The sequence below is a fragment of the Streptomyces sp. NPDC006193 genome (genome assembly GCF_040613915.1).
GTDB lineage: Bacteria > Actinomycetota > Actinomycetes > Streptomycetales > Streptomycetaceae > Streptomyces.
The window spans coordinates 213,690-240,049 of record NZ_JBEXTB010000006.1; the positions used below are offsets into that span (position 1 = coordinate 213,690).

General features: G+C 74.8%; 24 protein-coding genes. 17 read left to right on the forward strand and 7 right to left on the reverse strand.

Annotated features, from left to right (window positions below):
- Nucleotides 1–12 precede the first annotated feature (12 nt).
- The 4 genes from bioB (at nt 13) to ABZ261_RS09560 (ending at nt 5,223) form a co-directional block, all read left to right on the forward strand.
- On the forward strand, nt 13–1,245 hold the full coding sequence (gene bioB / locus ABZ261_RS09545) for a biotin synthase BioB (RefSeq protein ID WP_356857073.1): 1,233 nt from the start codon (nt 13–15) through the stop codon (nt 1,243–1,245).
- On the forward strand, nt 1,238–2,518 hold the full coding sequence (locus ABZ261_RS09550) for an adenosylmethionine--8-amino-7-oxononanoate transaminase (protein ID WP_356857075.1): 1,281 nt from the start codon (nt 1,238–1,240) through the stop codon (nt 2,516–2,518). Before bioB ends, ABZ261_RS09550 begins: the two co-directional genes overlap by 8 nt.
- A 1-nt stretch (nt 2,519) precedes the next feature.
- Complete coding sequence (bioD, locus tag ABZ261_RS09555) at nt 2,520–3,236, forward strand: dethiobiotin synthase (RefSeq protein ID WP_356857077.1); 717 nt, start codon at nt 2,520–2,522, stop codon at nt 3,234–3,236.
- Nucleotides 3,237–4,521: 1,285 nt separating this feature from the next.
- Nucleotides 4,522–5,223 (forward strand): class I SAM-dependent methyltransferase, encoded by a 702-nt coding sequence (locus ABZ261_RS09560; RefSeq protein ID WP_356857079.1) that lies wholly within the window; start codon nt 4,522–4,524, stop codon nt 5,221–5,223.
- A 33-nt stretch (nt 5,224–5,256) separates the two neighbouring features.
- Here the strand turns inward: ABZ261_RS09560 and ABZ261_RS09565 are convergent, their stop codons facing one another.
- Together ABZ261_RS09565 and ABZ261_RS09570 are read right to left on the reverse strand one after the other, a co-directional pair.
- Nucleotides 5,257–5,631, reverse strand: coding sequence for a fic family toxin-antitoxin system, toxin component (locus ABZ261_RS09565; RefSeq protein WP_356857081.1), 375 nt, complete (start codon nt 5,629–5,631; stop codon nt 5,257–5,259).
- 25 nt (nt 5,632–5,656) lie between these two features.
- Nucleotides 5,657–5,899 (reverse strand): toxin-antitoxin system HicB family antitoxin, encoded by a 243-nt coding sequence (locus ABZ261_RS09570; RefSeq protein ID WP_356857083.1) that lies wholly within the window; start codon nt 5,897–5,899, stop codon nt 5,657–5,659.
- A 120-nt stretch (nt 5,900–6,019) separates the two neighbouring features.
- On the opposite strand from ABZ261_RS09570, the gene ABZ261_RS09575 reads away from it, so the two are divergent.
- The 9 genes from ABZ261_RS09575 (at nt 6,020) to mug (ending at nt 17,926) form a co-directional block, all read left to right on the forward strand.
- Nucleotides 6,020–6,820, forward strand: a complete 801-nt coding sequence (locus ABZ261_RS09575; RefSeq protein ID WP_356857085.1) for an ABC transporter ATP-binding protein — start codon at nt 6,020–6,022, stop codon at nt 6,818–6,820.
- A gap of 4 nt (nt 6,821–6,824) precedes the next feature.
- The gene (locus ABZ261_RS09580) at nt 6,825–9,392 is read left to right on the forward strand and encodes an ABC transporter permease (RefSeq protein WP_356857087.1); all 2,568 of its coding nucleotides are present in this window, start codon (nt 6,825–6,827) and stop codon (nt 9,390–9,392) included.
- A gap of 719 nt (nt 9,393–10,111) precedes the next feature.
- On the forward strand, nt 10,112–10,690 hold the full coding sequence (locus ABZ261_RS09585; protein WP_356857089.1) for a TetR/AcrR family transcriptional regulator: 579 nt from the start codon (nt 10,112–10,114) through the stop codon (nt 10,688–10,690).
- A gap of 64 nt (nt 10,691–10,754) precedes the next feature.
- Nucleotides 10,755–11,963: a GDSL-type esterase/lipase family protein gene (locus ABZ261_RS09590; RefSeq protein WP_356857091.1), complete on the forward strand. Its 1,209-nt coding sequence runs from the start codon at nt 10,755–10,757 to the stop codon at nt 11,961–11,963.
- 272 nt (nt 11,964–12,235) lie between these two features.
- Nucleotides 12,236–13,729: a hemolysin family protein gene (locus ABZ261_RS09595; protein ID WP_356857093.1), complete on the forward strand. Its 1,494-nt coding sequence runs from the start codon at nt 12,236–12,238 to the stop codon at nt 13,727–13,729.
- The gene (locus ABZ261_RS09600; protein WP_356857095.1) at nt 13,726–14,745 is read left to right on the forward strand and encodes a hemolysin family protein; all 1,020 of its coding nucleotides are present in this window, start codon (nt 13,726–13,728) and stop codon (nt 14,743–14,745) included. Before ABZ261_RS09595 ends, ABZ261_RS09600 begins: the two co-directional genes overlap by 4 nt.
- 230 nt (nt 14,746–14,975) lie before the next feature.
- The gene (locus ABZ261_RS09605; protein ID WP_356857097.1) at nt 14,976–15,764 is read left to right on the forward strand and encodes an SGNH/GDSL hydrolase family protein; all 789 of its coding nucleotides are present in this window, start codon (nt 14,976–14,978) and stop codon (nt 15,762–15,764) included.
- Between the two features lie 117 nt (nt 15,765–15,881).
- Nucleotides 15,882–17,324 carry an adenylosuccinate lyase gene (purB, locus tag ABZ261_RS09610; protein ID WP_356857099.1) on the forward strand — a complete coding sequence of 481 codons (1,443 nt, stop codon included), beginning with the start codon at nt 15,882–15,884 and terminating at the stop codon, nt 17,322–17,324.
- Between the two features lie 71 nt (nt 17,325–17,395).
- Nucleotides 17,396–17,926 (forward strand): G/U mismatch-specific DNA glycosylase, encoded by a 531-nt coding sequence (gene mug, locus ABZ261_RS09615; protein ID WP_356857101.1) that lies wholly within the window; start codon nt 17,396–17,398, stop codon nt 17,924–17,926.
- Here mug and ABZ261_RS09620 read toward each other — a convergent pair.
- The 3 genes from ABZ261_RS09620 to ABZ261_RS09630 all read right to left on the reverse strand — a co-directional run bounded on the left by ABZ261_RS09620 (nt 17,887) and on the right by ABZ261_RS09630 (nt 20,033).
- Nucleotides 17,887–18,330, reverse strand: a complete 444-nt coding sequence (locus tag ABZ261_RS09620; protein WP_356857103.1) for a hypothetical protein — start codon at nt 18,328–18,330, stop codon at nt 17,887–17,889. The genes mug and ABZ261_RS09620 overlap by 40 nt on opposite strands.
- A 69-nt stretch (nt 18,331–18,399) precedes the next feature.
- Nucleotides 18,400–19,110 carry an ABC transporter permease gene (locus ABZ261_RS09625; RefSeq protein ID WP_356857105.1) on the reverse strand — a complete coding sequence of 237 codons (711 nt, stop codon included), beginning with the start codon at nt 19,108–19,110 and terminating at the stop codon, nt 18,400–18,402.
- Nucleotides 19,111–19,112: 2 nt separating this feature from the next.
- Nucleotides 19,113–20,033 (reverse strand): ATP-binding cassette domain-containing protein, encoded by a 921-nt coding sequence (locus tag ABZ261_RS09630; protein WP_356857107.1) that lies wholly within the window; start codon nt 20,031–20,033, stop codon nt 19,113–19,115.
- A 107-nt stretch (nt 20,034–20,140) separates the two neighbouring features.
- Between ABZ261_RS09630 and ABZ261_RS09635 the strand changes: the two genes are divergently transcribed.
- The 3 genes from ABZ261_RS09635 (at nt 20,141) to ABZ261_RS09645 (ending at nt 23,204) form a co-directional block, all read left to right on the forward strand.
- Nucleotides 20,141–21,295: a histidine kinase gene (locus ABZ261_RS09635; RefSeq protein WP_356857109.1), complete on the forward strand. Its 1,155-nt coding sequence runs from the start codon at nt 20,141–20,143 to the stop codon at nt 21,293–21,295.
- A 14-nt stretch (nt 21,296–21,309) separates the two neighbouring features.
- Complete coding sequence (locus ABZ261_RS09640; RefSeq protein WP_356857111.1) at nt 21,310–21,966, forward strand: response regulator transcription factor; 657 nt, start codon at nt 21,310–21,312, stop codon at nt 21,964–21,966.
- Between the two features lie 92 nt (nt 21,967–22,058).
- Complete coding sequence (locus ABZ261_RS09645; protein WP_356857113.1) at nt 22,059–23,204, forward strand: ROK family transcriptional regulator; 1,146 nt, start codon at nt 22,059–22,061, stop codon at nt 23,202–23,204.
- 250 nt (nt 23,205–23,454) lie between these two features.
- On the opposite strand, the gene ABZ261_RS09650 is transcribed toward ABZ261_RS09645, so the two are convergent.
- On the reverse strand, nt 23,455–24,048 hold the full coding sequence (locus tag ABZ261_RS09650; protein WP_356857115.1) for a TetR/AcrR family transcriptional regulator: 594 nt from the start codon (nt 24,046–24,048) through the stop codon (nt 23,455–23,457).
- Nucleotides 24,049–24,309: 261 nt separating this feature from the next.
- On the opposite strand from ABZ261_RS09650, the gene ABZ261_RS09655 reads away from it, so the two are divergent.
- Nucleotides 24,310–25,452 carry an NAD(P)/FAD-dependent oxidoreductase gene (locus ABZ261_RS09655; RefSeq protein WP_356857117.1) on the forward strand — a complete coding sequence of 381 codons (1,143 nt, stop codon included), beginning with the start codon at nt 24,310–24,312 and terminating at the stop codon, nt 25,450–25,452.
- 36 nt (nt 25,453–25,488) lie between these two features.
- On the opposite strand, the gene ABZ261_RS09660 is transcribed toward ABZ261_RS09655, so the two are convergent.
- Nucleotides 25,489–26,250, reverse strand: a complete 762-nt coding sequence (locus tag ABZ261_RS09660) for a GntR family transcriptional regulator (RefSeq protein ID WP_356857119.1) — start codon at nt 26,248–26,250, stop codon at nt 25,489–25,491.
- Between the last annotated feature and the right edge of the window lie 110 nt (nt 26,251–26,360).

Below are 26,360 nucleotides of genomic sequence, written 5' to 3' on the forward strand. Positions count from 1 at the left end.
GGATCGGGCCTCATGGACCTGCTGAACACGCTCGTGGACAAGGGGCTTCGGCGCGAGCTGCCGACCCGCGAGGAAGCGCTCGCCGTGCTGGCCACCTCCGATGACGACCTGCTCGACGTGGTGGCCGCGGCCGGCAAGGTGCGCCGGCACTGGTTCGGCCGCCGCGTGAAGCTGAACTACCTGGTCAACCTCAAGTCCGGCCTGTGCCCTGAGGACTGCTCGTACTGCTCCCAGCGGCTCGGTTCCAAGGCCGACATCCTGAAGTACACCTGGCTCAAGCCGGAGGAGGCCTCGCAGGCAGCCGCCGCGGGCCTCGCGGGCGGCGCCAAGCGGGTCTGCCTGGTGGCCAGCGGCCGCGGTCCGACGGACCGGGACGTGGACCGGGTCTCGGAGACCATCAAGGCGATCAAGGAGCAGAACGAGGGCGTCGAGGTGTGCGCCTGCCTGGGCCTGCTCTCCGACGGCCAGGCGGAGCGGCTGCGCGAGGCGGGCGCGGACGCCTACAACCACAACCTCAACACCTCTCAGGCCACGTACGGGGACATCACCACCACCCACACGTACGCCGATCGGGTGGAAACGGTGCGGAAGGCGCACGCGGCCGGTCTGTCCGCCTGCTCCGGGCTCATCGCGGGCATGGGCGAGAGCGACGAGGACCTGGTCGACGTCGTCTACTCGCTGCGCGAACTGGACCCCGACTCGGTGCCGGTGAACTTCCTGATCCCGTTCGAGGGCACCCCGCTGGCCAAGGAATGGAACCTCACCCCGCAGCGCTGCCTGCGGATCCTGGCGATGGTCCGGTTCGTCTGCCCGGACGTGGAGGTCCGCATCGCGGGCGGCCGCGAGGTCCATCTGCGCACCATGCAGCCGCTGGCGCTGCACCTGGCCAACTCCATCTTCCTCGGCGACTACCTGACCAGCGAGGGCCAGGCCGGCAGGGCGGACCTGGAGATGATCGCCGACGCGGGCTTCGAGGTGGAGGGCGCCGGGGAGGTCACCCTGCCGGAGCACCGGGCCACGGCGGCCGGGGGCGGCTGCGGGTCGCACGCGGACGAGGGCCCGGGCGAGGGTCGCGGGGCGCACGCCGGGGGCGGCTGCGGCCCGGACGCCGACGCCGCGTGCGGCTCGCACGCCGGCGGCGGGGTCTGCGGCACGGCGTCCGCGCCGGCCGCGGCCGGGCCGCGCCCCGACCTCGTCGCCGTCCGCCGCCGGGGCGCGGGAACGGACCTCGCGCCCAATGCCTGAACTCGGGGTGCCGGAACTGCTGGAGCTGGACCGGCGGCACGTGTGGCATCCGTACGGCCCGATGCCCGGACGCGCCCAACCGCTCGTGGTGGAGGCCGCGAGCGGGGTCCGGCTGCGGCTGGCCGACGGCTCCGGCGAGCTGATCGACGGCATGTCGTCGTGGTGGTCGGCCGTCCACGGCTACAACCACCCGGTGCTGAACGAGGCCGCGCGGCGGCAGCTCGGGCGGATGAGCCACGTGATGTTCGGCGGGCTCACGCACGAGCCCGCCGTCCGCCTGGCCAAGCACCTTGTCGACATGTCGCCCGAGGGTCTTGAGCATGTGTTCCTGGCCGACTCGGGATCGGTGTCGGTCGAGGTCGCGGTGAAGATGTGCCTGCAGTACTGGCGTTCGCTCGGCCGGGCCGGCAAGCGGCGGCTGCTGACCTGGCGGGGCGGCTACCACGGGGACACCTGGCAGCCGATGTCGGTGTGCGACCCGGAGGGCGGGATGCACGAGCTGTGGTCCGGCGTGCTGCCCCGCCAGGTGTTCGCGGACGCGCCGCCCGCGGAGTACGAGGAGTCGTACGCGGAGCACCTGCGCGAGCTGATCGGCCGGCACGCGGACGAACTGGCCGCGGTGATCGTGGAGCCGGTGGTGCAGGGCGCGGGCGGGATGCGCTTCCACTCCCCCGGTTACCTGCGGGTGCTGCGCGAGGCGTGCGACGCGCACGACGTGCTGCTGGTGTTCGACGAGATCGCCACCGGTTTCGGCCGTACCGGCGCGCTGTTCGCGGCGGACCACGCGGCCGTCTCCCCGGACGTGATGTGCGTGGGCAAGGCGCTGACCGGCGGCTATCTGACGATGGCGGCCACCCTGTGCTCCGCGCGGGTCGCCGACGGCATCTCGCGCGGCGAGGTGCCGGTGCTCGCCCACGGTCCCACCTTCATGGGCAACCCGCTGGCGGCGGCCGTGGCGTGCGCCTCCATCGAGCTGCTGCTGGGACAGGACTGGCGGGCGGAGGTCAAACGGATCGAGGCGGGCCTGCGGGAGGGCCTGGCGCCGGCGCGGGAGGTTCCCGGGGTACGGGACGTCCGCGTGCTCGGGGCCATCGGGGTCGTCCAGCTCGACCACGCGGTCGACATGCGGGCCGCGACCGGCGCCGCGGTGCGGGAGGGCGTGTGGCTGCGCCCGTTCCGCGACCTGGTGTACACGATGCCGCCGTACGTCACCTCGGACGACGACGTGGCACGGATCGCGCGCGCGGTGTGCGCCGCGGCGCGGGAGGGATGACATGCCGGTACTGGTGATCACGGGGACGGGCACGGAGGTCGGCAAGACCGTCACCACCGCCGCCGTCGCCGCCGCGGCGCTCGCGGCCGGGCGGTCGGTGGCGGTGCTGAAGGCCGCCCAGACGGGGGTACGGCCGGACGAGCGCGGGGACGCCGACGAGGTCGCGCGGCTCGCGGGACCCGTCACGGCCGCCGAACTCGCCCGCTACCCCGATCCGTTGGCGCCGGGCACGGCGGCCCGGCGGGCCGGGATGCCGCCGGTGCACCCGCAGGAGGTGGCCGAGCGGGCCGCCAAACTGGCCACCGAGCACGATCTGGTGCTGGTCGAGGGGGCGGGCGGGCTGCTCGTCCGGTTCGACGCGGCCGGCGGCACGCTGGCCGACGCGGCCCGGCTGCTGGGCGCGCCGGTGCTGCTCGTCGCGCAGGCCGGGCTCGGCACGCTGAACACCACGGAGCTGACGGCGCGCGAACTGCGGCGGCGCGAGCTGGAGTTGGCCGGGGTGGTGATCGGTTCCTGGCCCGACTCGCCCGACCTGGCGGCCCGCTGCAACGTGGTGGACCTGCCGCAGGTCGCCGCCGCCCCGCTGCTCGGCGCGCTGCCGGCGGGGGCCGGCGCGCTGCCGCCCGCCGCCTTCCGCGCAGCGGCCCCGGACTGGCTGGCCCCCCGGCTGGACGGCACCTGGGACGCCGAGGCGTTCCGCGTCCGGGAAGCACCGTGACCCACCGGCCGCGGCACCCCCGGAGCAGGGCCGCACCAGGTCCAAAAGGCCCGTGACCCACCGGCCGCGGCGCCCTGGGAGCAGGAGCGCTCCGGCTCCGGAAAGCGCGTGACCCACCGGCCGCGGCACCCCGGAGGCGGAGGCGTTCCGCGTGACGGAGGCGCTCCAGGTCCCGGAGGCCCCGTGACCCACCGGCTGCGACATCCCAGGCGGAGGGCGCGCCAACTCCGGGAAGCGCGGTAACCAACCGGCTGCGGCACCCCGGGACCGCGGGCCCTCCGGGTCCGGGAAGCGCGTGACCCACCGGCTGCGGCACCCCAGGCGCATGGCCACTCCGGGTCCGGAAGGCCCGTGACCCACCGGCTGCGGCGCCCCGAGAGCAGGGGCGCTCCAGGTCCGGGAGGCGCGCGACCCACCGGCTGCGGCGCCCCGGAGGCGGAGGCGTTCCGCGTGACGGAGGCGCTCCAGGTCCCGGAGGCCCCCTGACCCACCGGCTGCGACATCCCAGGCGGAGGACGCACCAACTCCGGGAAGCGCCGTAACCAACCGGCTGCGGCACCCCGAGAGCAGGGCCGCAGCCGGTCCGGAAGGCCCGTGACCCACCGGCTGCGGCGCCCCGGAGGCGGAGGCGTTCCGCGTGACGGAGGCGCTCCAGGTCCCGGAGGCCCCCTGACCCACCGGCAGGACGGGCCTCCGCAGGCGCACCGGCCGGGCCACGCAACCACCGGTGGCCCAGCGTCCGGCCCGCGCACCAGGCCGCCGGGCCGCCGCACCGGCGGCGGTGGTCGCGTCGTCGGGACACCGTCCGCGAGGGCCGCGCGGCGCGGCCGACCGCCGCACTTCCGCGTCCGGCTCCGCGCACCCGGTCGGTGAAGGGTGCGGCCGCACCGGCCGCCGCGCACCACCGGTCCGTCCCCCGGGCACCGGCTGGTGGCGCCCGGCAGCGATGTCCAGCCACCCGCCACCGGCGGCCCGGCAGCCCGGCGCCCCCGCACCGGGCCTGTGATCCGGTGGGCGGGCCCCACACCGGCACCGGTGTCGCCCGGTGAGGGAGGGAGGCCGCCGCCGGGCAGCGGCCCGGCACTGCCCGGGCGAGCGGTGGTCGCCGACGTTCCTGCCGGAGCACACCGCCTCGGCCAGGCGTCCCAGGCCCACGGCTCGGTGCACCACAGGAGCCGTTGTGCTGCGGTGGGTCTGCCGGGGGCGCGTCCGGGTCGCTCGTCGGCGGGCGGGGTGGGGCGGGGGACACTTCTGGCAGGGCTTGTCCGGTTTCCGGGAGGTTGCCATGCGCCTGCTGTCCACCCGCTCCGACCACGGGACGCGGAGTACCGTCCACCATCCGGTGTTCGCCCGCTGGTACGCCCGGGTCAGTGCGGGCGCCGAGACCCGGCTCGGGATGGCCGGGGTGCGGGAGCGGCTGCTCGCCGGGCTGTCCGGGCGGGTGATCGAGATCGGCGCGGGCAACGGGCTCAACTTCCGGCACTACCCCGCCACCGTCGCGGAGGTGGTCGCGATCGAGCCGGAGCCGCTGCTGAGGCGGTTGGCGCTCCAGGCCGCGCTGCGCGCCCAGGTGCCGGTCGACGTGGCGCCGGGCGCCGCGGAGGCCCTGCCGGTCAAGAGCGAGGCGTTCGACGCGGCCGTGCTGTCGCTGGTGCTGTGCAGCGTGCGGGACGTCGGGCGGGCGCTCGGCGAGGTGCGGCGGGTGCTCCGGCCCGGCGGCGAGCTGCGGTTCTTCGAACACGGGCGGGGCGGCGGCCGGGCGATGAGACTCACCCAGCAGGCCCTGGACCGCACGCTGTGGCCGGTCCTGAGCGGCGGCTGCCACCTGTCGAGGGACCCGGTCGCCGCCGTGCGCGCGGCCGGTTTCGAGCTCGGGCCGCACCGCCGTCTGCTGCTGCCAGAGAACGGCCCGGTGCTGCCGGCCTCGTACTGTGCGCTGGGCGTCGCCTGGCGGCCGGACGAGCCGGACGAGCCGGACGCGCGCTGATCCGCCGCCCCGGCCCCGGACCGCAGCCGCGGCTCAGCCGCTCCAGCGCCGCAGTTCCCGCGCGATGTCGTCGACGCTCGCCGCGCCGTCCTTGACCAGCCGGGCGAGGCCCCGGACCCGCTCGGGAGTGGTGACGACCTTCACCCCGCTGGCGACCAGGTAGCCGTAGGCGACGGCCGAGGCGAACAGGGCGTTGGAGCGCTCCAGCGCCGGCACGTGGATGAGCAGCTGGAGCAGGGCCGCGGCCCGCGCGTGCGGGGTGTCGTAGACCGGTACGCCGAATATCTCGGCCCGGTGCCGGGCGACGGCGGCGACCAGGGCGCCCCAGTCGGTGACCTGCGGGTCGCCGGGGGTCTGCTGTTCGGCGAGCATGAGCAGCCAGGCGAGGTCGATGCTGACGTCGTTCAAGGGATCGGCTTCGAGGCTTCGGTGATCAGCCGCGGCCCTCACCCGCCCCGCCGCCGCGGGGCTCGGCGTGCTCCTGCGCGAACACGGACGCGTACTGCTCCATGAAGTCGGCGGCGGCCTCGACGAACGTGCGGCCCGCCTCGCCGGTGTCCTGGCGGACCAGCTCCTCGATGTAGCGGTTCACGCTCATGCCGCGGGCCAGGGCGCGCTCGCGGGCCGCGCGGGCGGTGCCCTCGTCCACGCGCACGTTCAGCTGGGTCTTCGCCATGCCTCGACGCTAGCGCCGGGGTGCTAGCGTCGGCAAGGGGCGCACGGAAGCGCTGCGCCGGCCCGGTGCGTCCCTTACGCTCGCCCCCGACGGGGCGGTTCAGGCGACCGGGAGGCGGCCTTGTCCACACCTGCTGAGCAGCACGCGGCGGACGGCGGTCCGGCGGCCCGCGCCCGCGGGCTGACCAAGGCGTACGGCTCCGGGGAGACGGCCGTGGTCGCCCTGGACGCGGTGGACGTGGACATCGCGCGGGGCCGTTTCACCGCCGTGATGGGGCCCTCGGGGTCCGGCAAGTCCACGCTGATGCACTGCCTGGCGGGCCTGGACACCGTGTCGGCCGGCCGGGTGTGGCTCGGCGGCACCGAGATCACCGGGCTCAGGGAGCGGGAGCTGACCCGGCTGCGGCGGGACCGGGTCGGGTTCGTCTTCCAGTCGTTCAACCTCATCCCGACGCTGACGGCGGCGGAGAACATCACCTTGCCGTTGGACATCGCGGGCCGGAAGCCCGACGCGCAGTGGCTCGACCGGGTCATCGACACGCTCGGGTTGCGGGACCGGCTGGAGCACCGGCCGGCCGAGCTCTCGGGCGGTCAGCAGCAGCGGGTGGCGTGCGCGCGGGCGCTGGCCTCCCGGCCCGAGCTGATCTTCGCCGACGAGCCGACCGGCAACCTGGACTCGCGGTCCGGGCGGGAGGTGCTGGGTTTCCTGCGCGGGGCCGTCGACGACCTCGGGCAGACGGTGGTCATGGTGACGCACGATCCGGGTGCCGCCGCCCGGGCCGACCTGGTGCTCTTCCTCGCCGACGGGCGGATCGTGGACGAGATGGCGGAGCCGACGGCTCAGACGGTGCTCGAACGCCTCAAGCGCCTGGACCGGGCCCGCGGCCGGCTCGGCGCCGACGGCGGCGTCCAGGAGGGCTGACCCGGTGCTCAGGGCGACGTTGCGGAGTTTCCTCGCGCACAAGGGGCGGCTGGCGCTGTCCGCGCTGGCCGTGGTCCTGTCCGTGGCGTTCGTGGCGGGCAGCCTGATCTTCTCCGACACGGTCACGCGCACGTTCGACCGGTTGTTCGCCTCCACCGCCGCCGACGTGACCGTGGGGCCGAAGGACGATCTGAGGTCGCCGGTGCGCAGCGGCGCCGTGCAGACCGTGCCGGCCGCGCTGCGCGACCGGGTGGCGAAGGTGCCCGGTGTCGCGGCGGCCCGTGCCGACGTGTCGGTGCGCAACGTCGTGGTGGTCGACCGCCGCAACAGGCCGGTCGCCCCCGCGGCCGGCGCCCCCACCGTCGCCGCCGCCTGGTACGACACGCGCCGCAGCCCGGTGCGGCTGACCTCCGGCCGCGCGCCGCGCGGGGACGGGGAGGCGCTGCTGGACGCGGACACGGCCGGCCGGAGGCACGTGCGGATCGGGGACACGCTGACCGTGCAGGCGCGGCCGGGCTCGTTCCGGGTCCGGGTGACCGGCATCGCCACGTTCACCACGACCAACCCAGGGGCGGCCCGGCTGTTCCTGGACCCGGCGGTGGCCGGCCGGAAGCTGCTCGGCTCGTCGGCGCGGGCGACCGCCGTCTCGGTGGACGCGGCCGCGGGCGTGTCCGACGCGGAGCTGGAACGCCGGATCGGCACGGCGATCGGCACCGGGACGTACGACCTGAAGACCGCCGGTGAGCAGGCCGAGTCGGCCGCCGCCACCCTCGGCACCTTCCTGGACGTGATCAAGTACGTGATGCTGGGGTTCGCCGGTGTCGCCCTGCTGGTCGGCGTGTTCCTGATCGTGAACACGTTCTCCATGCTGATCGCGCAGCGCACCCGCGAGCTGGGCCTGCTGCGGGCGCTGGGCGCGGACCGGCGGCAGGTGCGGCGCTCGGTGCTCACGGAGGCGCTGCTGCTGGGGCTGTTCGGGTCGACGTTCGGGCTGGCGGCCGGGATCGGACTGGCGGCCGGGCTGATCCGGCTGATGGGCGTGTTCGGGATGAACCTGAGGGCCGCCCAGATGGTGATCGGCTGGGGCACGCCCGTCGTGGCCTATGCGGTCGGCCTGGCCGTGACCTTCGTGGCCGCCTACCTGCCGGCGCGGCGCGCCGCAGCCGTCTCGCCGATGGCGGCGCTGGCGGAGGCCGAGGTCGCGGGGGTGGGCCGGCCGCTCCGGCTGCGGGCGGTCGCCGGGGCGGTGGTCGGGGCGGCCGGTGCGGCGGCGCTGGCCGGGTGCGCGGCGGCGACGCGGACCGGGCAGGCGGCCGCGCTGCTGGGGCTGGGCGTCGTGCTCACGCTGGTCGGGACCGTGGTCGGCGGGCCGCTCCTGGTGCGGCCGGTGATCCGGGTGCTGGGCGCGGCGTTCCCGGCGCTGTTCGGCCCGGTCGGCCGGATGAGCCAGCGCAACGCCCTGCGCAATCCGCGCCGTACCGGGGCGACGGCCGCCGCGTTGATGGTGGGCCTGGCCCTGGTGGGCGGGATGTCGGTGGCGAGCGCCTCGATGTCGGCGTCGTTCGACCGGCAGATCGACCGGACGCTGGGCGCCGACTTCGTCGTCCAGAACGCCGAGTTCGTGCCGTTCACGCAGGAGATCACCGACCGGGTGTCCGCGACGCCCGGGGTCGGGCTCGTCGTTCGGCAGCGGCTCAGTCCCGTCGCCCTGCGGCTGCCGGACGGGCGGCGGGTGACGACGGCCGTCGCCGGGTACGGTCCGGGGCTGGACGACGTCGCGCACATCACCTACGCGCGGGGCGGCTCGGCGGCTGCTCTCGCCGACGGGCGCCTCGCCCTGGACGCCGGCTTCGCCGCGGACCACGGGGTGCGTCTCGGCAGTGTGCTGCCGGTCGAGTTCCCGGGCGGGCGCCGGACGGAGCTGACCGTCGGCGCGCTCACCGACCAGGAGTCGGCCGAGGGCTTCGGCACCCAGGGCGGTGTCTTCCTCGGCCTCGCGACCCTGCGGCGGAACGTGCCGGACGGGCAGGACTCGGCGCTGTTCGTCAACGCGGCCGCGGGCACGGACGCGGCGGAGCTGCGGCCCCGGCTGGAGCGGGCCCTCAGGCCGTTCCCGCAGGTGCAGGTGCGCGACCAGGCCGACTACAAGGAGCTGGTGCACGACCAGATCGCCGTCCTGCTGTACCTGGTGTACGCGCTGCTCGGGCTGGCGATCGTCATCGCCGTGCTCGGCGTGGTCAACACGCTCGCCCTGTCGGTGGTGGAGCGGACCCGGGAGATCGGTCTGCTGCGGGCGATCGGGCTGGGGCGGCGGCAGCTGCGCCGGATGATCCGGCTGGAGTCGGTGGTGATCGCGGTGTTCGGCGCGGTGCTGGGGCTGGGTCTCGGGCTGGTGTGGGGCGTGTGCATGCAGCAGGTGCTCGCCCTGCGCGGGCTGACGGCGCTGGCGATCCCCTGGGGCACGATCGTCGCGGTCGTCGCCGGGTCGGCGGTCGTGGGGGTGGCGGCGGCGCTGCTGCCGGCGCTGCGGGCGTCGCGGATGAACGTGCTGACGGCGATCGCCCACGAGTGATCGGCACGGGCGGAGCACGAGACGGCGGGCCTGCCCTGCGGCTCGCCGCGCGAGCGGGTGGACCAGCCGCGGCGCCGCCCGGGGTCTTCTCCTGGGCGGCGCCGAACTCGCCCCCCGCTCAGCCGCTCGGCGATCTGCGCCGCCGGGACCGGTGACAGCCGCCGGTCGCGTCGGTTGCCCGCGCAGCACCCCGGCCGCCCGGCGCACCCTCGCCCGTCCCTCGGCTCCCGCGCGGCCGGCCGACGCGTCCGTGGGCGAGCCGGCTGACTGCCGGTGCACGGCGGCGGATCCCGGCGGCTCGGCGGCCGGGGCGCGGCCGGGCGGCGTCGTCACCCGGGCCGGTGCCGCGGCGCCGGTGGCGGATTCATCGACCGGCGGCGCAGCGGGAGGACCGGACAGAGCGCCGACCGCCTCCGACGGGCCGGCGGCCGCGTGCTTCGGGCCTACCGCCGCGGCCGGGGCACCCGGCAGGCTCGGCAGCGCGTCCCGAAGCAGGCCCGGCGCCGCCCGCACCCCCCAGCTCGCCCTGCTCGGTCGACGCCGCGGACAGAACCTCGTCCGCCGCGGGCAGCTCGTCCCCGCCGACCGGCGCCTACATCTCCAACCCATTTGCCTATAGCCTGTAGGAAGATGCACATTGCCTTTAGGCACAGAGGTCAGGTGGACAGGCAGGCGGGCAGGGAGTGCGCGCGGGCCGGGACGTGCGGGAGGGGAAGGCCATGGCACGCGCAGGACTGACTCCGGAGCGACTCACCCGTGCGGGCGCGGAGCTCGCGGACGAGGTCGGCTTCGACCAGGTGACGGTGTCCGCGCTCGCCCGGCGGTTCGGCGTCAAGGCGGCGAGCCTGTACGCGCACGTGCGCAGCTCGCAGGACCTTCGGGTGCGGATCGCCCTGCTGGCCCTGGAGGAACTCGCCGACCGCGCCGCCGACGCGCTCGCCGGACGGGCCGGCAAGGACGCCCTGACCGCCCTGGCCAACGTCTACCGCGACTACGCCCGGGAGCACCCCGGCCGGTACACGGCGGCCCGGATGCGGCTCGACCCGGAGACCGCCGCGGCGAGCGCGGGCGTGCGGCACGCCCGGATGACCCGCGCCCTGCTGCGCGGTTACGCCCTGACCGAGCCGGATCAGACCCACGCAGTCCGGCTGCTGGGCAGCGTCTTCCACGGCTACGTCAGCCTGGAGCTCTCCGGCGGGTTCAGCCACAGCGCCCCCGACAGCCAGCAGTCCTGGGACCGCGTCCTCGACGCTCTCGACGCACTGCTGCGCAACTGGCCCGCGCCCACCGTCCCCTGACTCTCGCCCCCACCCGCCCGAGGCCCGTTCCCACGGGGCCTTTTCGCCAACGGACCGGATCACCATGCCCACCGACTGGATCACCACGCCCCTCACCGCCGATCTGCTGCGCGGCGCCCTCGAACTGGAGCGCACCGAGCGCGGTCTGCTGCCGCACCGACTGCCCGCGTGGGCCCGCGCGCAGGCCGCGGACCCCCAGCTCGCCCTGGCCGAGGAACAGCCCTCCGGCGTGCGGCTGGTGTTCCGCACCCGGGCCACCGCGGTGGAGCTGGACACCCTGCCCACCAAGCGCGCCTACGCCGGTGCGCCGCCCCGCCCCGACGGGGTCTACGACCTGCTGGTCGACGGCCGGCCGGCCGGGCGGACCACGGTGACCGGCGGTGACACCCTGACCGTGGACCTCACCGACGGGTCCGCCGAGCACCGCCCCGGCCCGGTCGGCACCGCCCGCTTCACCGGCCTGCCCGCCGAGGACAAGACAGTGGAGATCTGGCTGCCGCACAACGAGACCACCCGGCTGGTCGCGCTGCGCTCCGACGCCCCCGTCGAGCCGGCGCCCCGCGACGGACGGCCGGTGTGGCTGCACCACGGCAGTTCCATCAGCCACGGCTCCGACGCGGCGAGCCCCAGCACCACCTGGCCCGCGCTGGCCGCCCGGCTCGGCGGCGTGGAGCTGGTCAACCTGGGGCTGAGCGGCAGCGCCCTGCTCGACCCGTTCACCGCGCGGGCGATGCGCGACACCCCGGCCGACCTGATCAGCGTGAAGATCGGCATCAACGTGGTCAACACCGACCTGATGCGCCTGCGCGCCTTCGGCCCCGCGGTCCACGGCTTCCTCGACACCCTCCGCGAGGGCCACCCCGACACGCCGCTGCTGGTGATCTCCCCCCTGCTGTGCCCCCTCCACGAGGACACCCCGGGGCCCACCGCCTACGACCTCACCGCGCTCGGCGAGGGGCGCCTCGCATTCCTGGCGACCGGGGACCCGGCCGAGCGGGCCGCCGGGAAGCTGACGCTGACCGTCGTGCGGGAGGAGCTGTCCCGGATCGTCGCGGAGCGGTCGGCGCAGGACCCGCACCTGCACCACCTCGACGGACGGGAGCTGTACGGCGAGGCCGACGCCGCCGAGCTGCCGCTGCCGGACGGTCTGCACCCGGACGCCGCGACCCACCGCCGCATCGGCGAACGCTTCGCCGCACGCGTGTTCGCCGAGGGGCCGTTCGCCGGGCGGCGCGCCCAGGGAACCGGCCGATCGCAGGGCAGCACACCCTAGGGCGGCTCCCCCCCGTGAACGTCCTTGTCGCCGTCGCCGAGCTCCGCGTCGCCACCCGTGGGCACGGTCTCGTGCAGCGCGACGTCGTGAGGACCCGCAGCGGGAGCGGGCCGCGGCCGCCCCACCGGACGGCTTTTTGCCCATCCTTTACTCTTGATGGAGCACTCGGCCCTCTATGAAAGGTTGTGGCGTCCGCCCATGGGCGAGCCTCCCGGTCCGCGACACCGCGCGATCCCCCCTGCCCCGTCCGACCATGGGACGGGGGTGACCCGATGACCGAAGTGCTCCTCCTGCTCGTGGCGATCCTGCTGTCGCTCGCCTGCGGCGCCTTCGTCGCGGCGGAGTTCTCGCTGACCACGGTCGAGCGCGGCGAACTGGAGCGGGCCGCCGAGCGCGGCGAACGCGGCGCCGCCGGCGCCCTGAAAGCCGTACGGAACCTCACCTTCCAGCTCTCCGGCGCCCAGCTCGGCATCACCGTCACCAACCTGGTGGTCGGCATGCTCGCCGAGCCGTCCGTCGCCGCGCTGCTCGCCGGCCCGTTCCGGGCGACGGGCCTGTCCGGCGGCACGGCGAACTCCGCGGCGCTGGTCCTGGGCACGGCCCTGTCCACGGTGTTCCTGATGGTCGTCGGCGAGCTGGTGCCGAAGAACTGGGCGATCTCCTCGCCGCTGGCCGTGGCCAGGCGCGTGGGCAACGCACAGCGCTGGTTCAGTGCCGCCTTCCGGCCCTTCATCACCCATCTGAACAACACCGCCAACCGGTTCGTGCGCCGCTTCGGCATCGAGCCCGCCGAGGAGCTGGCCTCCGCGCGCGGGCCGCAGGAGCTGGCCGCCCTCGCCCGGCACTCCGCCCGGGAGGGCTACCTGGAGCCGGACACCGCCGAGCTGTTCGTGCGGACACTGAACCTGGCCGACCTCACGGCGGAGAACGTGATGACCCCGCGCGTCCAGGTCGTCTCCCTCGACATCCAGGCGACCTGCGAGGACGTGGCGAACGCGACCCGGGCCACCGGCCTGTCGCGGTTCCCGGTCCACCGGGGCACCCTGGACTCCGTCGTCGGCACCGCCCACATCAAGGACGTGCTGGCCGTCCCCGCCGACCAGCGGCGCCACCGCACGGTCGGCCAGGTGATGCGCGAGCCGCTGCTGGTGCCCGAGTCCCTGACCGTCGACCGGCTGCTGGACCGGCTCGGCGGCAGGCGCACCATGGCCGTCGTCATCGACGAGTACGGCGGCACGGCCGGAGTGGTGACGCTGGAGGACATCGTGGAGGAGGTCGTGGGCGAGGTGCGGGACGAGCACGACCCGCACGAGACGCCCGACCTCGCTCCCGCCGGCGCGGACGAGGAGGGCCGGGGCCTGTACCTGGCGGACGGCGCCGCCCGCACCGACCAGCTCGCGCGCGTGGGTCTGCGCGTGCCCGAGGGACCGTACGAGACGCTGGCCGGCCTGGTCGCCACCGAGCTGGGCCGGATACCCGCCGCCGGGGACAGCGTCGACGTCGCCGGCTGGCGGCTGGAGGTGGTCGACGCCTCGGGCCGCCGGGCCGCCCGGGTGCTGCTGCACGCGCCGCTGGACGACGAACGGACCGACGCGCAGGCCGGTGACTGGGCCGGGGAGCGGACCACGGGGAGGTCCGGGGAAGAGTCCGGCGGGAGGGCCGGCGGGCGGACGCGCGCCGGTGGGGGATCCCGCGGGCGGACGCCGGCCGGCGACGAAGCCGGCGGGCGGACGCGGACCGGCGAGTGGCGGGAGGGGACGCGATGACCGCCGTACAGCTGCTGATCGGCCTGACGACCCTCGTCGTCAACGCCTTCTTCGTCGGCGCGGAGTTCGCGCTGATCTCCGTGCGGCGCTCGCAGGTCGAGCCGCTCGCCCAGGAGGGCGACCGGCGCGCGCGGAGCGTGCTGTGGGGACTCGAACACGTCTCCGCCCTGCTGGCCGCCGCCCAGCTCGGCATCACCCTGTGCACGCTGGTCCTCGGCGTGGTCGCCGAGCCGGCCATCGCGCATCTGCTGGAGCCGGTGTTCCACACGGCCGGCGTGCCGGCGGGCGCGGGTCACGCGGTGTCCTTCGTGATCGCGCTGACCCTGGCGACCTACCTGCACATGCTGCTCGGCGAGATGGTCCCCAAGAACGTCGCGCTCGCCGAACCCGTGCGCAGCGCCCTGCTCCTGGGCCCGCCCCTCGTCGCACTCTCCCGGGCGCTGCGACCGGTGATCTTCGCGATCAACGCCTTCGCCAACGGTCTGCTGAAGCTGCTGCGGGTGGAGGCGAAGGGCGAGGTCGCGGCGACCTTCACGGACGCCGAACTGGCGGAGATCGTCAAGGACGCCAGCGAGGCGGGCCTGATCGACGGCCGGGCGCAGGAACGGCTGCACGACGCCCTGGAGCTGGGCAGCCGGCCGGTGCGGGACGTGGTGGTGCCGCTGGAGCGGGTGGTCTACACGCACGTGGGCGTCACCCCGGAGCAGCTGGAGCGGCTGTCGGCCGAGTCCGGGTTCTCCCGCTTCCCGGTGGTCGACGCGGGCCGCCGGATCGTGGGCTACCTGCATGTGAAGGACGCGCTGGACGCCACGCCGCGGAACATCCCGTTCCGGCTGCGGGACATGCGGTCCATCGCGCGCGTCCGCGAGCGCACCCCGCTGGACGACGTCCTCACCGCCATGCGGGGCAGCCGGACACACCTCGCGGCGGTCCTCGGCGACGACGGCCGGCTGGCGGGCCTGGTCACCATGGAAGACGTCCTGCGGCAACTGTTCGGCCACCCCGCGCAGGGGTGATCCCCCCTGCGCGGCCACGGCGGCCCCCACCGGGCGGCAGGCCGGCGGGCGGGGCGGTACCGGGACCCGCACCGGGCACTCCGGTGCGTCGGGCCGGGCGGCGAGGGAGGGCGCACGGCCCGGCCGGGTGCGCAGCCCACCGCGGGGGCGCGCCGGGGCCGGGGCGGGACGGTGGGTGGCGCGGGGGGACCGACCGGCGGGTATGCCGGGGGGATACCATCGCTGTCGCCATGCAGACGAACTCCACACCTCCCCGTTACTCAAGCCTGGTCGCGGTCGGCGACTCCTTCACCGAGGGCATGTCGGACCTGCTGCCCGACGGCTCCTACCGGGGCTGGGCCGATCTGCTCGCCGCGCGGATGGCCGCCCGCACCCCCGGGTTCCGGTACGCCAACCTGGCCGTGCGCGGGAAACTCATCGGGCAGATCGTGGACGAGCAGGTGGGCGTGGCGGCGGCCATGAACGCCGACGTCGTCACCCTGGTCGGCGGGCTCAACGACACCCTGCGCCCCAAGTGCGACATGGGCCGGGTCCGCGACCTGCTCACCGAGGCCGTGGAGCGGCTGGCGCCCTCCTGCCGGCAGCTGGTGCTGATGCGCAGCCCCGGCCGCCGGGGCCCGGTGCTGGAACGGTTCCGGCCGCGCATGGAGGAGCTGTTCGCCTGCGTGGACGAGCTGGCGGCCAAGCACGGCGCGCTGGTGGTCGACCTGTACGGGGCGCCCGCGCTGGCCGACCCGCAGATGTGGGACGTGGACCGGCTGCACCTGACGGCGGAGGGGCATCGCCGGGTCGCCGAGGCGGTGTGGCAGGCCCTCGGACACGAGCCCGAGGACCGCGAGTGGCACGTGCCGATGGCGGCCGCGGTACCGCCGGGCTGGGTGACGCGCCGGATCGCCGACGTCCGGTTCGCCCGGCAGCACCTGCTGCCGTGGATAGGCCGCCGTCTGACCGGCCGCTCCTCGGGCGACGGCCGCCCCGCCAAGCGTCCCGAGCTGCTCCCCTACGAGGACCCGGCGTAGGCGCCCGCCCCGCCCCGCAGCGAGGGCCCGGCACCCTGGAGTGACCGGGCTCTCGTAGCTTCCGCCGAACACCCCGGTGGCGCTCGCCTGCACGAACCGCCAGTAGAATCTGGACACGTGACTTCTGCGCCCGCCAAGCCCCGCATCCCCAACGTCCTCGCCGGACGGTACGCCTCCGCCGAGCTCGCCACTCTCTGGTCGCCCGAGCAGAAGGTGAGGCTGGAGCGGCAGCTCTGGCTCGCCGTGCTGCGGGCCCAGAAGGACCTCGGCATCGACGTCCCGGACGAGGCGATCGCCGACTACGAGCGTGTCCTGGACACCGTCGACCTGGCCTCGATCGCCGAGCGCGAGAAGGTCACCCGGCACGACGTGAAGGCGCGGATCGAGGAGTTCAACGACCTCGCCGGGCACGAGCACGTGCACAAGGGCATGACCTCCCGCGACCTGACGGAGAACGTCGAGCAGCTGCAGATCCGGCTGTCGCTGGAGCTGATGCGCGACCGCACCGTGGCCGTCCTGGCGCGGCTCGGCAAGCTCGCCGGCGAGTACGCCGAGCTGGTCGTGGCCGGCCGTTCGCACAACGTCGCCGCGCAGGCCACCACCCTGGGCAAGCGGTTCGCGACCGCCGCCGACGAACTGCTCGTCGCCCACGCGCGCGTGGAGGAGCTGCTGGGCCGCTACCCGCTGCGCGGCATCAAGGGCCCGGTCGGCACCGCGCAGGACATGCTGGACCTGCTGGGCGGGGACGCGGCCAAGCTCGCCGAACTGGAGGGGCGGATCGCGCAGCACCTCGGCTTCGGTCAGGCGTTCACCTCCGTCGGCCAGGTCTACCCGCGCTCGCTGGACTACGAGGTCGTCACCGCGCTGGTGCAGCTTGCGGCCGCGCCGTCGTCGCTGGCGAAGACGATCCGGCTGATGGCCGGGCACGAACTGGTCACCGAGGGCTTCAAGCCGGGCCAGGTCGGCTCGTCGGCGATGCCGCACAAGATGAACACCCGCTCCTGCGAGCGCGTCAACGGCCTGATGGTCGTCCTGCGCGGCTACGCCTCGATGACCGGCGAGCTGGCGGGCGACCAGTGGAACGAGGGCGACGTGTCCTGCTCGGTGGTGCGCCGCGTCGCGCTCCCGGACGCCTTCTTCGCCCTGGACGGTCTGCTGGAGACCTTCCTGACGGTCCTCGACGAGTTCGGCGCCTTCCCCGCCGTCGTCGCCCGTGAGCTGGACCGCTACCTGCCGTTCCTGGCCACCACCAAGGTGCTCATGGGCGCCGTGCGGGCCGGCGTCGGCCGCGAGGTCGCGCACGAGGCGATCAAGGAGAACGCCGTGGCCACCGCGCTGGCGATGCGCGAACAGGGCGCCGAGCGCAACGACCTGCTCGACAAGCTCGCCGCCGACGAGCGGCTGCCGCTCGACCGGGAGCAGCTGGCCGCGCTGATGGCCGACAAGCTGTCCTTCACCGGCGCCGCGGCCGACCAGGTCGGCGTGGTCGTCGGCCGGATCGAGGAGATCGTCAAGCAGCATCCGGAGGCCGCCGGTTACACCCCCGGAGCGATCCTCTGACCGGCACGCCCCGCCCTGCACGCTTCACGCGGGCGGAACTGGAGGCCGCCCGCGACCGTCTCGTCCCGGACGTGGTCTCGGACGGCCTCCGGGTGCTGTTCTGCGGCATCAACCCGGGGCTGATGACAGCGGCGACCGGGCACCACTTCGCCCGCCCCGGCAACCGGTTCTGGCCGGTGCTGCACCGGTCCGGTTTCACGCCGCGGCTGCTGAAGCCGGCCGAGCAGCGGGAGCTGCTGTCCTACGGCCTCGGCATCACCAACGTGGTGGCGCGGGCGACCGCGCGGGCGGACGAGCTGACCGCCGAGGAGTACGTCGAGGGCGGTCGGCTGCTGAGCGAGAAGGTGCGGCGGCTGCGGCCGGGCTGGCTGGCCGTGGTCGGGGTGACCGCGTACCGGGCCGCCTTCGGCGACCGCACGGCCAGGGTCGGCCCGCAGGAGCGGACGATCGGGGACACCCGGGTGTGGGTGCTGCCCAACCCCAGCGGCCTGAACGCGCACTGGACCACGGCCACGATGGCGGAGGAGTTCGCCCGGCTGCGCCGGGCGGCGGACGGGACCGGTCACGGCGGGTCGGTCTCCGTCACTATCCCGAGCAGCTGAAACGGCAGCTCCTCGTCCCACTGGGACACACCGAGGGCGATCCAGCGGCCCGCCCCGGGCGGCCGCCACAACTGGACGTCCGGGACGTGGCCGCTGAGTCCCGCCCACGGTTCCTCGAGATCCTCGCCCGTCATGGTGCGTTCGAACACGCTGTACAGGCTGATGTGCTGCGGCGGCCCCCACCGCTCGCCGAGGCGCTCGGCGAGCGCATCCCGCTCGGCCTCGTACTGCGCCCGCGTCCGGTCCCGTTCGCTGCCGTCGCCCTCCCAGAAGCCCTCGCTCGTCCGTAAAGCGGCTATGTGGTAGCCGGGCCCGCTCTCGCCGTGCTCCGTCCCGGCGCGCGCCGGCGGGAACCGCCGGGCGCACAGCAGGTCGATGAGGGTCAGGCACTGCGCGATGTCCATGCGATCCAGTAAACCGGTCGCCACTGACACTTGGCGTTCCGTCAGCCGGCCCCCGCTCCCCGCCGTCCGTCAGGCGTCCCTGGACCGGATGCTCCATCCGCCCGCGAGCAGCGCCGCCGCCGTCCACAGCGCGGTCACCGCGAGCCCGCTCCACGGGCCGAGGGCGCCCTCCCAGGTGCTGTGCAGGGCCACTTGGCCGGCCCGGTCCGGCAGGAAGTCCGCGACACCGCCGGCCAGGTCGCCGACCACGAAGGACACGATCAGCACGAAAGGGACGAGCACGGAGAGGGTGGCGGCGCCGCTGCGCAGGACGGCCGCGAGTCCGGCGGCGAACAGGGCCATCAACATCAGGTGCAGGCCGCAGCCGACGGCGCCGCGCACGCCCTCGGCCCAGCCGGGAGCGGACGCGCCGAGCGCCGCCCGGCCGACCAGGAGCGTGACGAACCCCGTGAGCAGCCCGACCACCAGCGCCGGCAGGGCGATCGCCGTCGCCTTCGCCGCGAACCAGCGCCCCCGGTCGGGCACCGCCGCCAGGGTCAGTCGCAGCGCGCCGCCCCGGAACTCCGCCGAGACGGCCGCCGTGCCGAAGGCGATCGCGGCGACCTGGCCGAAGCTGATGCCGAAGAACACCGAGTACAGCGGGTCGGAGTCGTCGCCGTCGGCCGTGGCGAGGGCGGACCAGGCGGCGGTGGCGACGAGGACCGCGGCGAGGGCGCCCAGCAGGGAGCGCAGCGTGCGGATCTTGAGCAGTTCGGCGTGGAGCACGGGTGCGAAGGGCATGGTCAGTCCTCCTCGGCCGGCGCGGCGAACTCGGCCTCGGCCGCGGTGAGATCGAGATAGGCCTCCTCCAGGGTGGCCTCCCGGGGGGCGAGTTCCAGGACGGGCAGGCCCGCCTCGGACATCAGCCGGCCGATGTCGTCCGCGCGTGCGTGCCGGACGGTCCAGGCGCCGTCCGCGTCCCGTGAGGCGTCGTGGCGGTGCCGGGCGAGGAGGTCGCCGAGGGCGGCGGGCTCGGTGGTGCGGATACGGACCCGGGGCCGTACGCGGGCGTGGATGAAGTCTTCGACCGGCGTGTCCGCGAGCAGCCGGCCGCGGCCGAGGATCAGCAGATGGTCGGCGAACGCGGCGGTCTCGCCCATGAGGTGGCTGGACACCAGGACCGTGCGGCCTTCCCCGGCGAGCCGGCGCAGCAGCGTGCGGATCCAGACGATGCCTTCGGGGTCGAGGCCGTTGGCGGGTTCGTCGAGCAGGACGGCCTCGGGGTCGCCGAGCAGGGCCGCGGCGATGCCGAGCCGCTGGCGCATGCCGAGGGAGTACGTCCGCACCGGGCGCCGGGCCACCGGGGCGAGTCCGGTCTCCTCCAGGACGGCGTCGACGCGACCGGGCGGGATGCGGTTGCTCGCGGCGAGGACCCGCAGATGGTCGCGGGCGGTGCGGGAGCCGTGTGCGGCGCGGGCGTCCAGCAGGGAGCCCACCCGGCGCAGCGGGTCGCACAGTTCGCGGTAGGGCCGGCCGCCGACGGTCGCGGCGCCGGCGGTGGGCCGGTCGAGGCCGAGGACGAGGCGCAGGGTGGTGGACTTGCCGGCGCCGTTGGGGCCGAGGAAGCCGGTGACCCGGCCCGGGTGCACGCGGAAGGTGAGCTGGTCCACGGCCCGCCGGCCGCCGTAGTCCTTGCTGAGGTCTCGTACGTCGATGCTGGTCATGGCACCAGCCTGGCCGCACGAGGGGGCCGGCTCCTCCCCCGCCGGTGGAGACCGTGTCCCCCCTGCGGGGGAGGTGTGCCGTCGCTCCCGCCTGCGACGATGAGCTCATGGCCCGCTTTCTGCGCCCGCTGCTGCGTGGGACGACGTACACCCGCCTGCTGCACCTGTGGGTGCCGGCGCTGGCGGTCAGCGTCTGGCTCCTGATCGACGTGTCGACCCCCTGGGTGCCCGCGCTGCTGCTCGTCCCGCTCGGCCTGGTGCCCGCGGTGCGCACCGCCGAGGGCGTGCAGGCGCGGCTGCTGCTCACGCCCGGCGAGCCGGAACCGGGCATCTCCGAGACGCCGTCGGCGACCTGGCGGGACCGGCTGCGTACGCTGCTGTGGCTGGAGCTGCGCATGCTGCTCGGCTGGGCCACCGCGTTCGCCTCGGTGTGGCTGCCCATCCTCTGCTGGGAGCTCGCGCGTTGCGCGTGGGGGGAGGAACCGGCCGGGGTCCCGCTGCTGGACCGGCTGCCGCCGCACCGCGCCTGGGCGCTGCTGGCGCCGCTGCCCCTGCTCGCCCTGTACGGCGTGGTCGTCGCATTGGGCGCCATGATCACCACCGGTGCGCGCCGGCTGCTCGGGCCGTCGGCCGCCGAGCGGCTTGCGGTGCTGGAGGAGCGCACCGAGCGGCTGCTGGAACGCACGCGGATCGCGCGGGAGTTGCACGACTCGATCGGGCACGCCCTGACGGTCGCGGTGCTGCAGGCAGGCGCCGCGCGCGCGGCCCGCGATCCGGAGTTCACCGACCGGGCGCTGAGCGCCGTCGAGGAGACCGGCCGGGCCGCGCTGGAGGACCTGGAGCGGGTGCTGGGCGTGCTGCGGGAGGCCGAGCAGCCGGTGAGCGCGCGGCCCACCCTGGCCGACGCGGGGCGGCTGCTGGAGTCGGCGCGGGCCGCCGGGGCGGCGGTCGAAGCCGAGGTGACGGGTGCGGTCGAGGCCGTGCCGGGGCCGGTGTCCCGGGAGGGGTACCGCATCCTTCAGGAGGCACTGACCAACGTGCTGCGGCACGCGGGAGCCGTGCCGGTGCGCGTCCGGGTCGCGGTCGACGGCGGCCTGCTCGCGCTGGAGGTCCGCAATCCGCTGCCCGGCACGACACCCGGCCCCGGCCGGGGCAGCGGCCTGCGCGGCATACGGGAGCGGGCCGCGCTGCTCGGCGGCACCGCCCGCGGCGGCCCCCACGAAGGCGACTGGCAGGTGCGCGCGGAGCTGCCGCTCGGCTGATCTACGCTGGCCGGATGCCCGTCACCGTGCTCGTCGTCGACGACGAACCCCTGGTCCGCGCGGGGCTGCGTGCCGTGCTGGAGGCGCAGCCGGACATCGAGGTGGCCGGCGAGGCCGCCGACGGCGCGGCGGTCATCCCGCTGGTCCGGCGGCTACGGCCGGACGTGGTCGCCATGGACGTGCGGATGCCCCTCATGGACGGCATCGAGGCCACACGCGCGGTGCTGCGCACGGTCCCCGAGCCGCCGAAGATCCTCGTGGTGACCACGTTCGAGGACGACGAGCTCGTGTACGAGGCGCTGCGGGCGGGCGCCGACGGCTTCCTGCTGAAGCGGGCCCGGCCGGCGGAGATCGTGCACGCGGTGCGGCTGGTGGCGGAGGGCGAGTCGCTGCTGTTCCCCGCCTCCGTACGGCGCCTCGCCGCCCGGTACGGCGACGGCGGCCGCCCCGCGCGGGCCGCGCTGGAGCGGGCCCGGCTGACGGAGCGGGAGGCGGAGGTGCTGCGGCTGATGACGCGGGGGCTGTCGAACGCGGAGATCGCCGCCCGGCTGGTCGTCGGCGCGGAGACGGTGAAGTCGCACGTGAGCGCCGTCCTGGCCAAGCTGGGCGCGCGGGACCGCACGCAGGCGGTGATCGCGGCCTACGAGTCGGGGTTCGTGGAGCCGGGCTGACCGGGGGCCGGCCGGCGGAACCCGGCACTCGCCGGGGTGGGCGTGGCCGAGTAGCATCCGGCCAACACGTCTGCGAGCTGGAAGGACGGACGGTGGGGCAGCTGACCGGTGGCGATCCCTCGCTGCTGCGAAGGATCAACTCCGCGGTGGTGCTGCACGCCCTGCGCGCGACGGACCGGGCGACGCTCACCGAGATCGCCCGCGTCACCGGACTGTCCCGGCCGACCGTCGAAGGGGTCGTGGAAGGACTCGTCGACGGCGGCCTCGTCGTGGAGGCGGCGGCCGACGGGGGCGGCACGCGCCGGCAGGGACGGCCCGCCCGCCGGTACCGGTTCCGGGCGGAGGCGGGGCACCTGCTGGGCCTGGAGGTCGGGCCGCACCGGGTCGCCGCGCTCCTGTCCGACCTCGACGGGCGGGTGCTGGGCGCGCAGGCCAGGGAGGTCGACGAGACGGCCCCGGCCGACGAGCGGCTGGACCGGTTGCGCGGCGCGGCCGCCGAACTGCTGCGCCGGGCCGGGGTCGCACGCGGCTCGCTGCGGGCGGTCGGCGTGGGCACGCCGGGCATCGTGGAGGCCGACGGCACGGTGCGGCTGAGCACGGCCCTGCCGCAGTGGACCGGCCTGCGGCTCGGGGAGCGGCTGAGCCGTTCCTTCCGGTGCCCGGTGCTGGTGGAGAACGACGCCAACGCGGCCGCCGTCGCCGAGCACTGGAAGGGTGCGGCGGCCGACTCGGACGACGTGGTGTTCGTCCTGGCGGGACTGAGCCCGGGGGCCGGTTCGCTGATCGGCGGACGGCTGCACCGGGGCTACGGCGGGGCGGCCGGGGAGATCGGCGCGCTGCATCTGCTGGGCCGGGAGGCGACGCCGGAGGCGTTGCTGTCCACCACCGACAAGCCGTTGCACCCGCTGGACGAACAGGCCGTCGCCGAGGTGTTCGCACTGGCGCGGCAAGGTGACCCGCGGGCCCTGGCGGCCGTCGCGCGGTTCATCCAGCGGCTCGTGCACGACGTGGCCGCGCTGGTGCTGGCGCTCGATCCGGAGCTGGTCGTGGTCGGCGGCTGGGCCGCCGGGCTGGACGGCGTGCTGGAGCCGCTGCGGCGTGAACTGGCGCGCTACTGCCTGCGGCCGCCTCGGGTGACGCTGTCGGTGCTGGGTGAGGCGGCCGTGGCCACGGGGGCGCTGCGGCTGGCCTTGGACCATGTGGAGGAGCAGCTGTTCGCCGTGGCCGCACACCGCTGATCCCCTGCGGGGTGGCGGGGGTACGGGGCGCGGGGTGCGCCTTCTGCGCCGGGTGCGGGCGGATGCGGGCTGAGCGCGCAGTTCCCCGCGCCCCTGAGGGGGTTGCGCCGGCCCCCGCTGGGAAGTGCGCTCGGCAACGGGGGTGCGGGTGCGCGTGCGTGGGGGGCTGAGGTGCTCCCCTCGGGATGAGGGGATGTCATTTCTCGGTCCCGGGCCGAGGGGTGACTGCGGCCGAAACGCAGGGTGGGGGCTACGGCGCGGGCGGCTTGTTGGGTGGTTCCCAGCCGTGTGTGAGGAGGTCGAAGATCGCCTCGATGGCGGCTCGGCGGTCCTGCCGACCGCGAGCGAGGGCCGGGATGTCGAGTACGAATCGAGCAAGGGCCGCACATGCGAGGTCGTCGTGGTCCACGCCGATCTCGTCGGCGATGGCTGCGCTGAGGCTGTCGGTGTACCGGGTCCACATGCGTTCGGCGTACGCCCGCAGCGCCGGCGTGGAGTTCACCAGGTTGGTGAACTCCGCCGCCTGAGGATGTGCCTCGACCGAGGGCCAGGTGTCGAGGAGGTGATGCCGGAGGGCGTCGAGGATGCTCTGACCGGAGGGTCGCTGCCGCACCGCGGCGATCAGTTCTGACTCCCTGTCCTTGTCCTGATCGAACACCAGGGCTTCCTTGCCGCTGAAGTGCTTGAAGACCGTGGCGGTCGACACGTCGGCGGCGTCGGCGATGTCACGGATGCCTACTTGATCGTAGCCATGCTCCAGGAAGAGCTGCAGTGCGGCGTCGGCGATCGCCTGCCGGGTGGCCGCCTTCTTGCGGTCGCGGCGGCTGACGGGGGGCACGGTCATGTCCAGAGCGTATCCGACAGTCGAACCAATCGCTAAGTAGAGTCGTTGCAGTTTTTTGCTTGTTCTGATTCCATGACGGTTGTGGGCACCTGAGCGGCACATACGTCCCGGCACCGTCATCACCCGCACCGCACCACCCGTCGCCGCCCTGCCCGGCGAGGCGACACGCGAGGCGTCTCCATGACCGGGGCCAGCACCGGGAGCGCCCCGCCCCGCTCCGTTCGCCCGATGCCTCCTCTTCGCCGACCGATAGGGACGACCATGAACTCCCCACATCCCGCCGACGCCCGCATCAGCATCATCGGCGCCGGACCCGGCGGACTGACCTGCGCCCGCATCCTCCAGCAGCGCGGCATTGCGGTCACCGTCTACGACCGCGACCCGGGCCCCGACGCCCGCAACCAGGGCGGCTCCCTCGACCTGCACGCCGACAACGGCCAGATCGCCCTGCGCGAAGCCGGCCTGCTCGACGAGTTCTTCGCCCTCGCCCGCCCCGAAGGGCAGGAAATGCGCCAGATGGATCCCACCGGCACGATCACATTCCATGAACTCCCGGCGCCCGACGAGCTCTTCAAGCCGGAGATCGACCGCGGCCAACTGCGCAACCTGCTGCTCGACTCCCTGCGGCCGGGAACCATGCGCTGGGGCCGCGCCCTCGACAGGGTCAGCGGACCCGCCGACGGGCCGCGGCGATTGCACTTCGCCGACGGCACGAGCATCGAGACCGATCTGGTCATCGGCGCCGACGGCGCCTTCTCCCGGGTGCGCCCGGCCGTGTCCCCCGCTGTCCCCGAGTACACCGGGGTCAGCTTCCTGGAAGCCTGGTTCTCCGACGTCGAGAACCGGCACCCCGAGATCGCCGAGCTGGTCGGTTCGGGCAGCGCCCACGCAGCCGACGGCGAACGCGCCCTGTTCGCCCAGCGCAACAGCGGGAACCACATCCGCGTCTACATAATCCGACGCGTCCCGGCCGACTGGATCAGCACCCACGGGCTGACCGCCGAGGACACCGACGGCATCCGCGCCGTGCTCCGCGACGAGTACGCCCACTGGTCGCCCCGAATGCGCCGGATGATCACCGAGAACGACGGCCCTTACATCGACCGCCCGATCCTCGCCCTCCCGGTCCCGCACACCTGGGAACACAACGCGACGGTGACCCTGCTCGGCGACGCCGCCCACCTCATGCCCCCGCTCGGCGTCGGCGTCAACCTCGCCATGCTCGACGCCAGCGAACTCGCGCTCGCCCTCGCGAACGCCGCCACCGTCGGCGACGCCGTCCGCGCCTACGAGAAGACCATGCTCCCCCGCTCCGTCAAGACAGCCAAGGCCCTCGAACACGGCGCCGAACACCTGCTGTCCGCCGACGTGCCCGACTCCGGCGACGACGACGCCCAGCCCTAGACCCGACGCCGCTCGGTCAGCGGTGGGTGTGTGGTGTCAGGAGGCCTTGCGGTGGGGGTCGTGGTGTATCTCGACGTCGGCCGTTTCGCCGAAGGTCAGCCGGCAGGTGTCGGCGCGGTACGTCGCCACCGAGAGCGCCGCGGTGCGGCCCTGGGCGAAGAAGCGGGTGGTGACGACGAGGACGGGCGAGCCGGGGAGCCGGTCGAGTGCCTTGGCGTCGTCCGCGCGGGCGGAGCCCAGTTCGACGGCGCGGTCCTCCCCCTCCAGCGGCAGGTGCTGCAGTTCCCGCAGCACCGCACGCGCGCGTGCCGGCCCGGACGGGGCGTCGATCGCGGTCAGGCCGGGCACCGAGGCCGCCGGGATGTAGAGCAGCTCCGTGGCGACCTGCTGGCCGTGGGAGGTGCGGGAGCGGCGCACGGTGTGGACGGGTTCGTCCAGGCCGGTCTCCAGGGCCGCGGCGACGGCGGCGGGCGGTGTCGCCGGCACGCTGTCGACGGGCTGCCAGGCGTCCCCGGCGGCGCCGGGCCAGGCGTGCTGCCGGGTGCCGACGGCCACGCCCATGCGCGGGGGCGCGACGGTCGTGCCCACACCGCGGCGGCGCTGCAGCCTGCCCTCCAGCTCCAGCTGTTCGAGGGCCTGGCGGAGCGTGGCGCGGGCCACGCCGAAGCGGGCGGCGAGGTCACGCTCGTTGGGCAGGATCTCGCCGACCGAGAACTCGGAGTCGAGTGCCTCGGTGAGCACGGTCTTGAGATGCCAGTACTTCGGTTCCGGTACCGATTCCAGCTGCGTGGTCCCCACCCTGTCCTCCGCAAGAGCCGTGGTCCGGCGGTTTTCGGCGCCCTTGTTTATTAAAGGTTGTTGCACTTCTCTGCGACCATAGGGCGGCCGTCACCCTTGGTCAAGACCAA

Excerpts from the sequence above, each read along its gene's own strand:
- bioB (WP_356857073.1), top strand. The coding sequence starts at position 13 with ATGGACCTGCTGAACACGCTCGTGGACAAGGGGCTTCGGCGCGAGCTG.
- ABZ261_RS09550 (WP_356857075.1), top strand. The coding sequence starts at position 1,238 with ATGCCTGAACTCGGGGTGCCGGAACTGCTGGAGCTGGACCGGCGGCAC.
- ABZ261_RS09560 (WP_356857079.1), top strand. The coding sequence starts at position 4,522 with ATGCGCCTGCTGTCCACCCGCTCCGACCACGGGACGCGGAGTACCGTC.
- ABZ261_RS09655 (WP_356857117.1), top strand. The coding sequence starts at position 24,310 with ATGAACTCCCCACATCCCGCCGACGCCCGCATCAGCATCATCGGCGCC.
- ABZ261_RS09595 (WP_356857093.1), top strand. The coding sequence starts at position 12,236 with ATGACCGAAGTGCTCCTCCTGCTCGTGGCGATCCTGCTGTCGCTCGCC.
- ABZ261_RS09625 (WP_356857105.1), bottom strand. The coding sequence starts at position 19,110 with ATGCCCTTCGCACCCGTGCTCCACGCCGAACTGCTCAAGATCCGCACG.
- ABZ261_RS09620 (WP_356857103.1), bottom strand. The coding sequence starts at position 18,330 with ATGGACATCGCGCAGTGCCTGACCCTCATCGACCTGCTGTGCGCCCGG.
- bioD (WP_356857077.1), top strand. The coding sequence starts at position 2,520 with ATGCCGGTACTGGTGATCACGGGGACGGGCACGGAGGTCGGCAAGACC.
- ABZ261_RS09640 (WP_356857111.1), top strand. The coding sequence starts at position 21,310 with ATGCCCGTCACCGTGCTCGTCGTCGACGACGAACCCCTGGTCCGCGCG.
- ABZ261_RS09650 (WP_356857115.1), bottom strand. The coding sequence starts at position 24,048 with ATGACCGTGCCCCCCGTCAGCCGCCGCGACCGCAAGAAGGCGGCCACC.
- ABZ261_RS09590 (WP_356857091.1), top strand. The coding sequence starts at position 10,755 with ATGCCCACCGACTGGATCACCACGCCCCTCACCGCCGATCTGCTGCGC.
- ABZ261_RS09630 (WP_356857107.1), bottom strand. The coding sequence starts at position 20,033 with ATGACCAGCATCGACGTACGAGACCTCAGCAAGGACTACGGCGGCCGG.
- ABZ261_RS09605 (WP_356857097.1), top strand. The coding sequence starts at position 14,976 with ATGCAGACGAACTCCACACCTCCCCGTTACTCAAGCCTGGTCGCGGTC.
- ABZ261_RS09570 (WP_356857083.1), bottom strand. The coding sequence starts at position 5,899 with ATGGCGAAGACCCAGCTGAACGTGCGCGTGGACGAGGGCACCGCCCGC.
- ABZ261_RS09635 (WP_356857109.1), top strand. The coding sequence starts at position 20,141 with ATGGCCCGCTTTCTGCGCCCGCTGCTGCGTGGGACGACGTACACCCGC.
- ABZ261_RS09585 (WP_356857089.1), top strand. The coding sequence starts at position 10,112 with ATGGCACGCGCAGGACTGACTCCGGAGCGACTCACCCGTGCGGGCGCG.
- ABZ261_RS09600 (WP_356857095.1), top strand. The coding sequence starts at position 13,726 with ATGACCGCCGTACAGCTGCTGATCGGCCTGACGACCCTCGTCGTCAAC.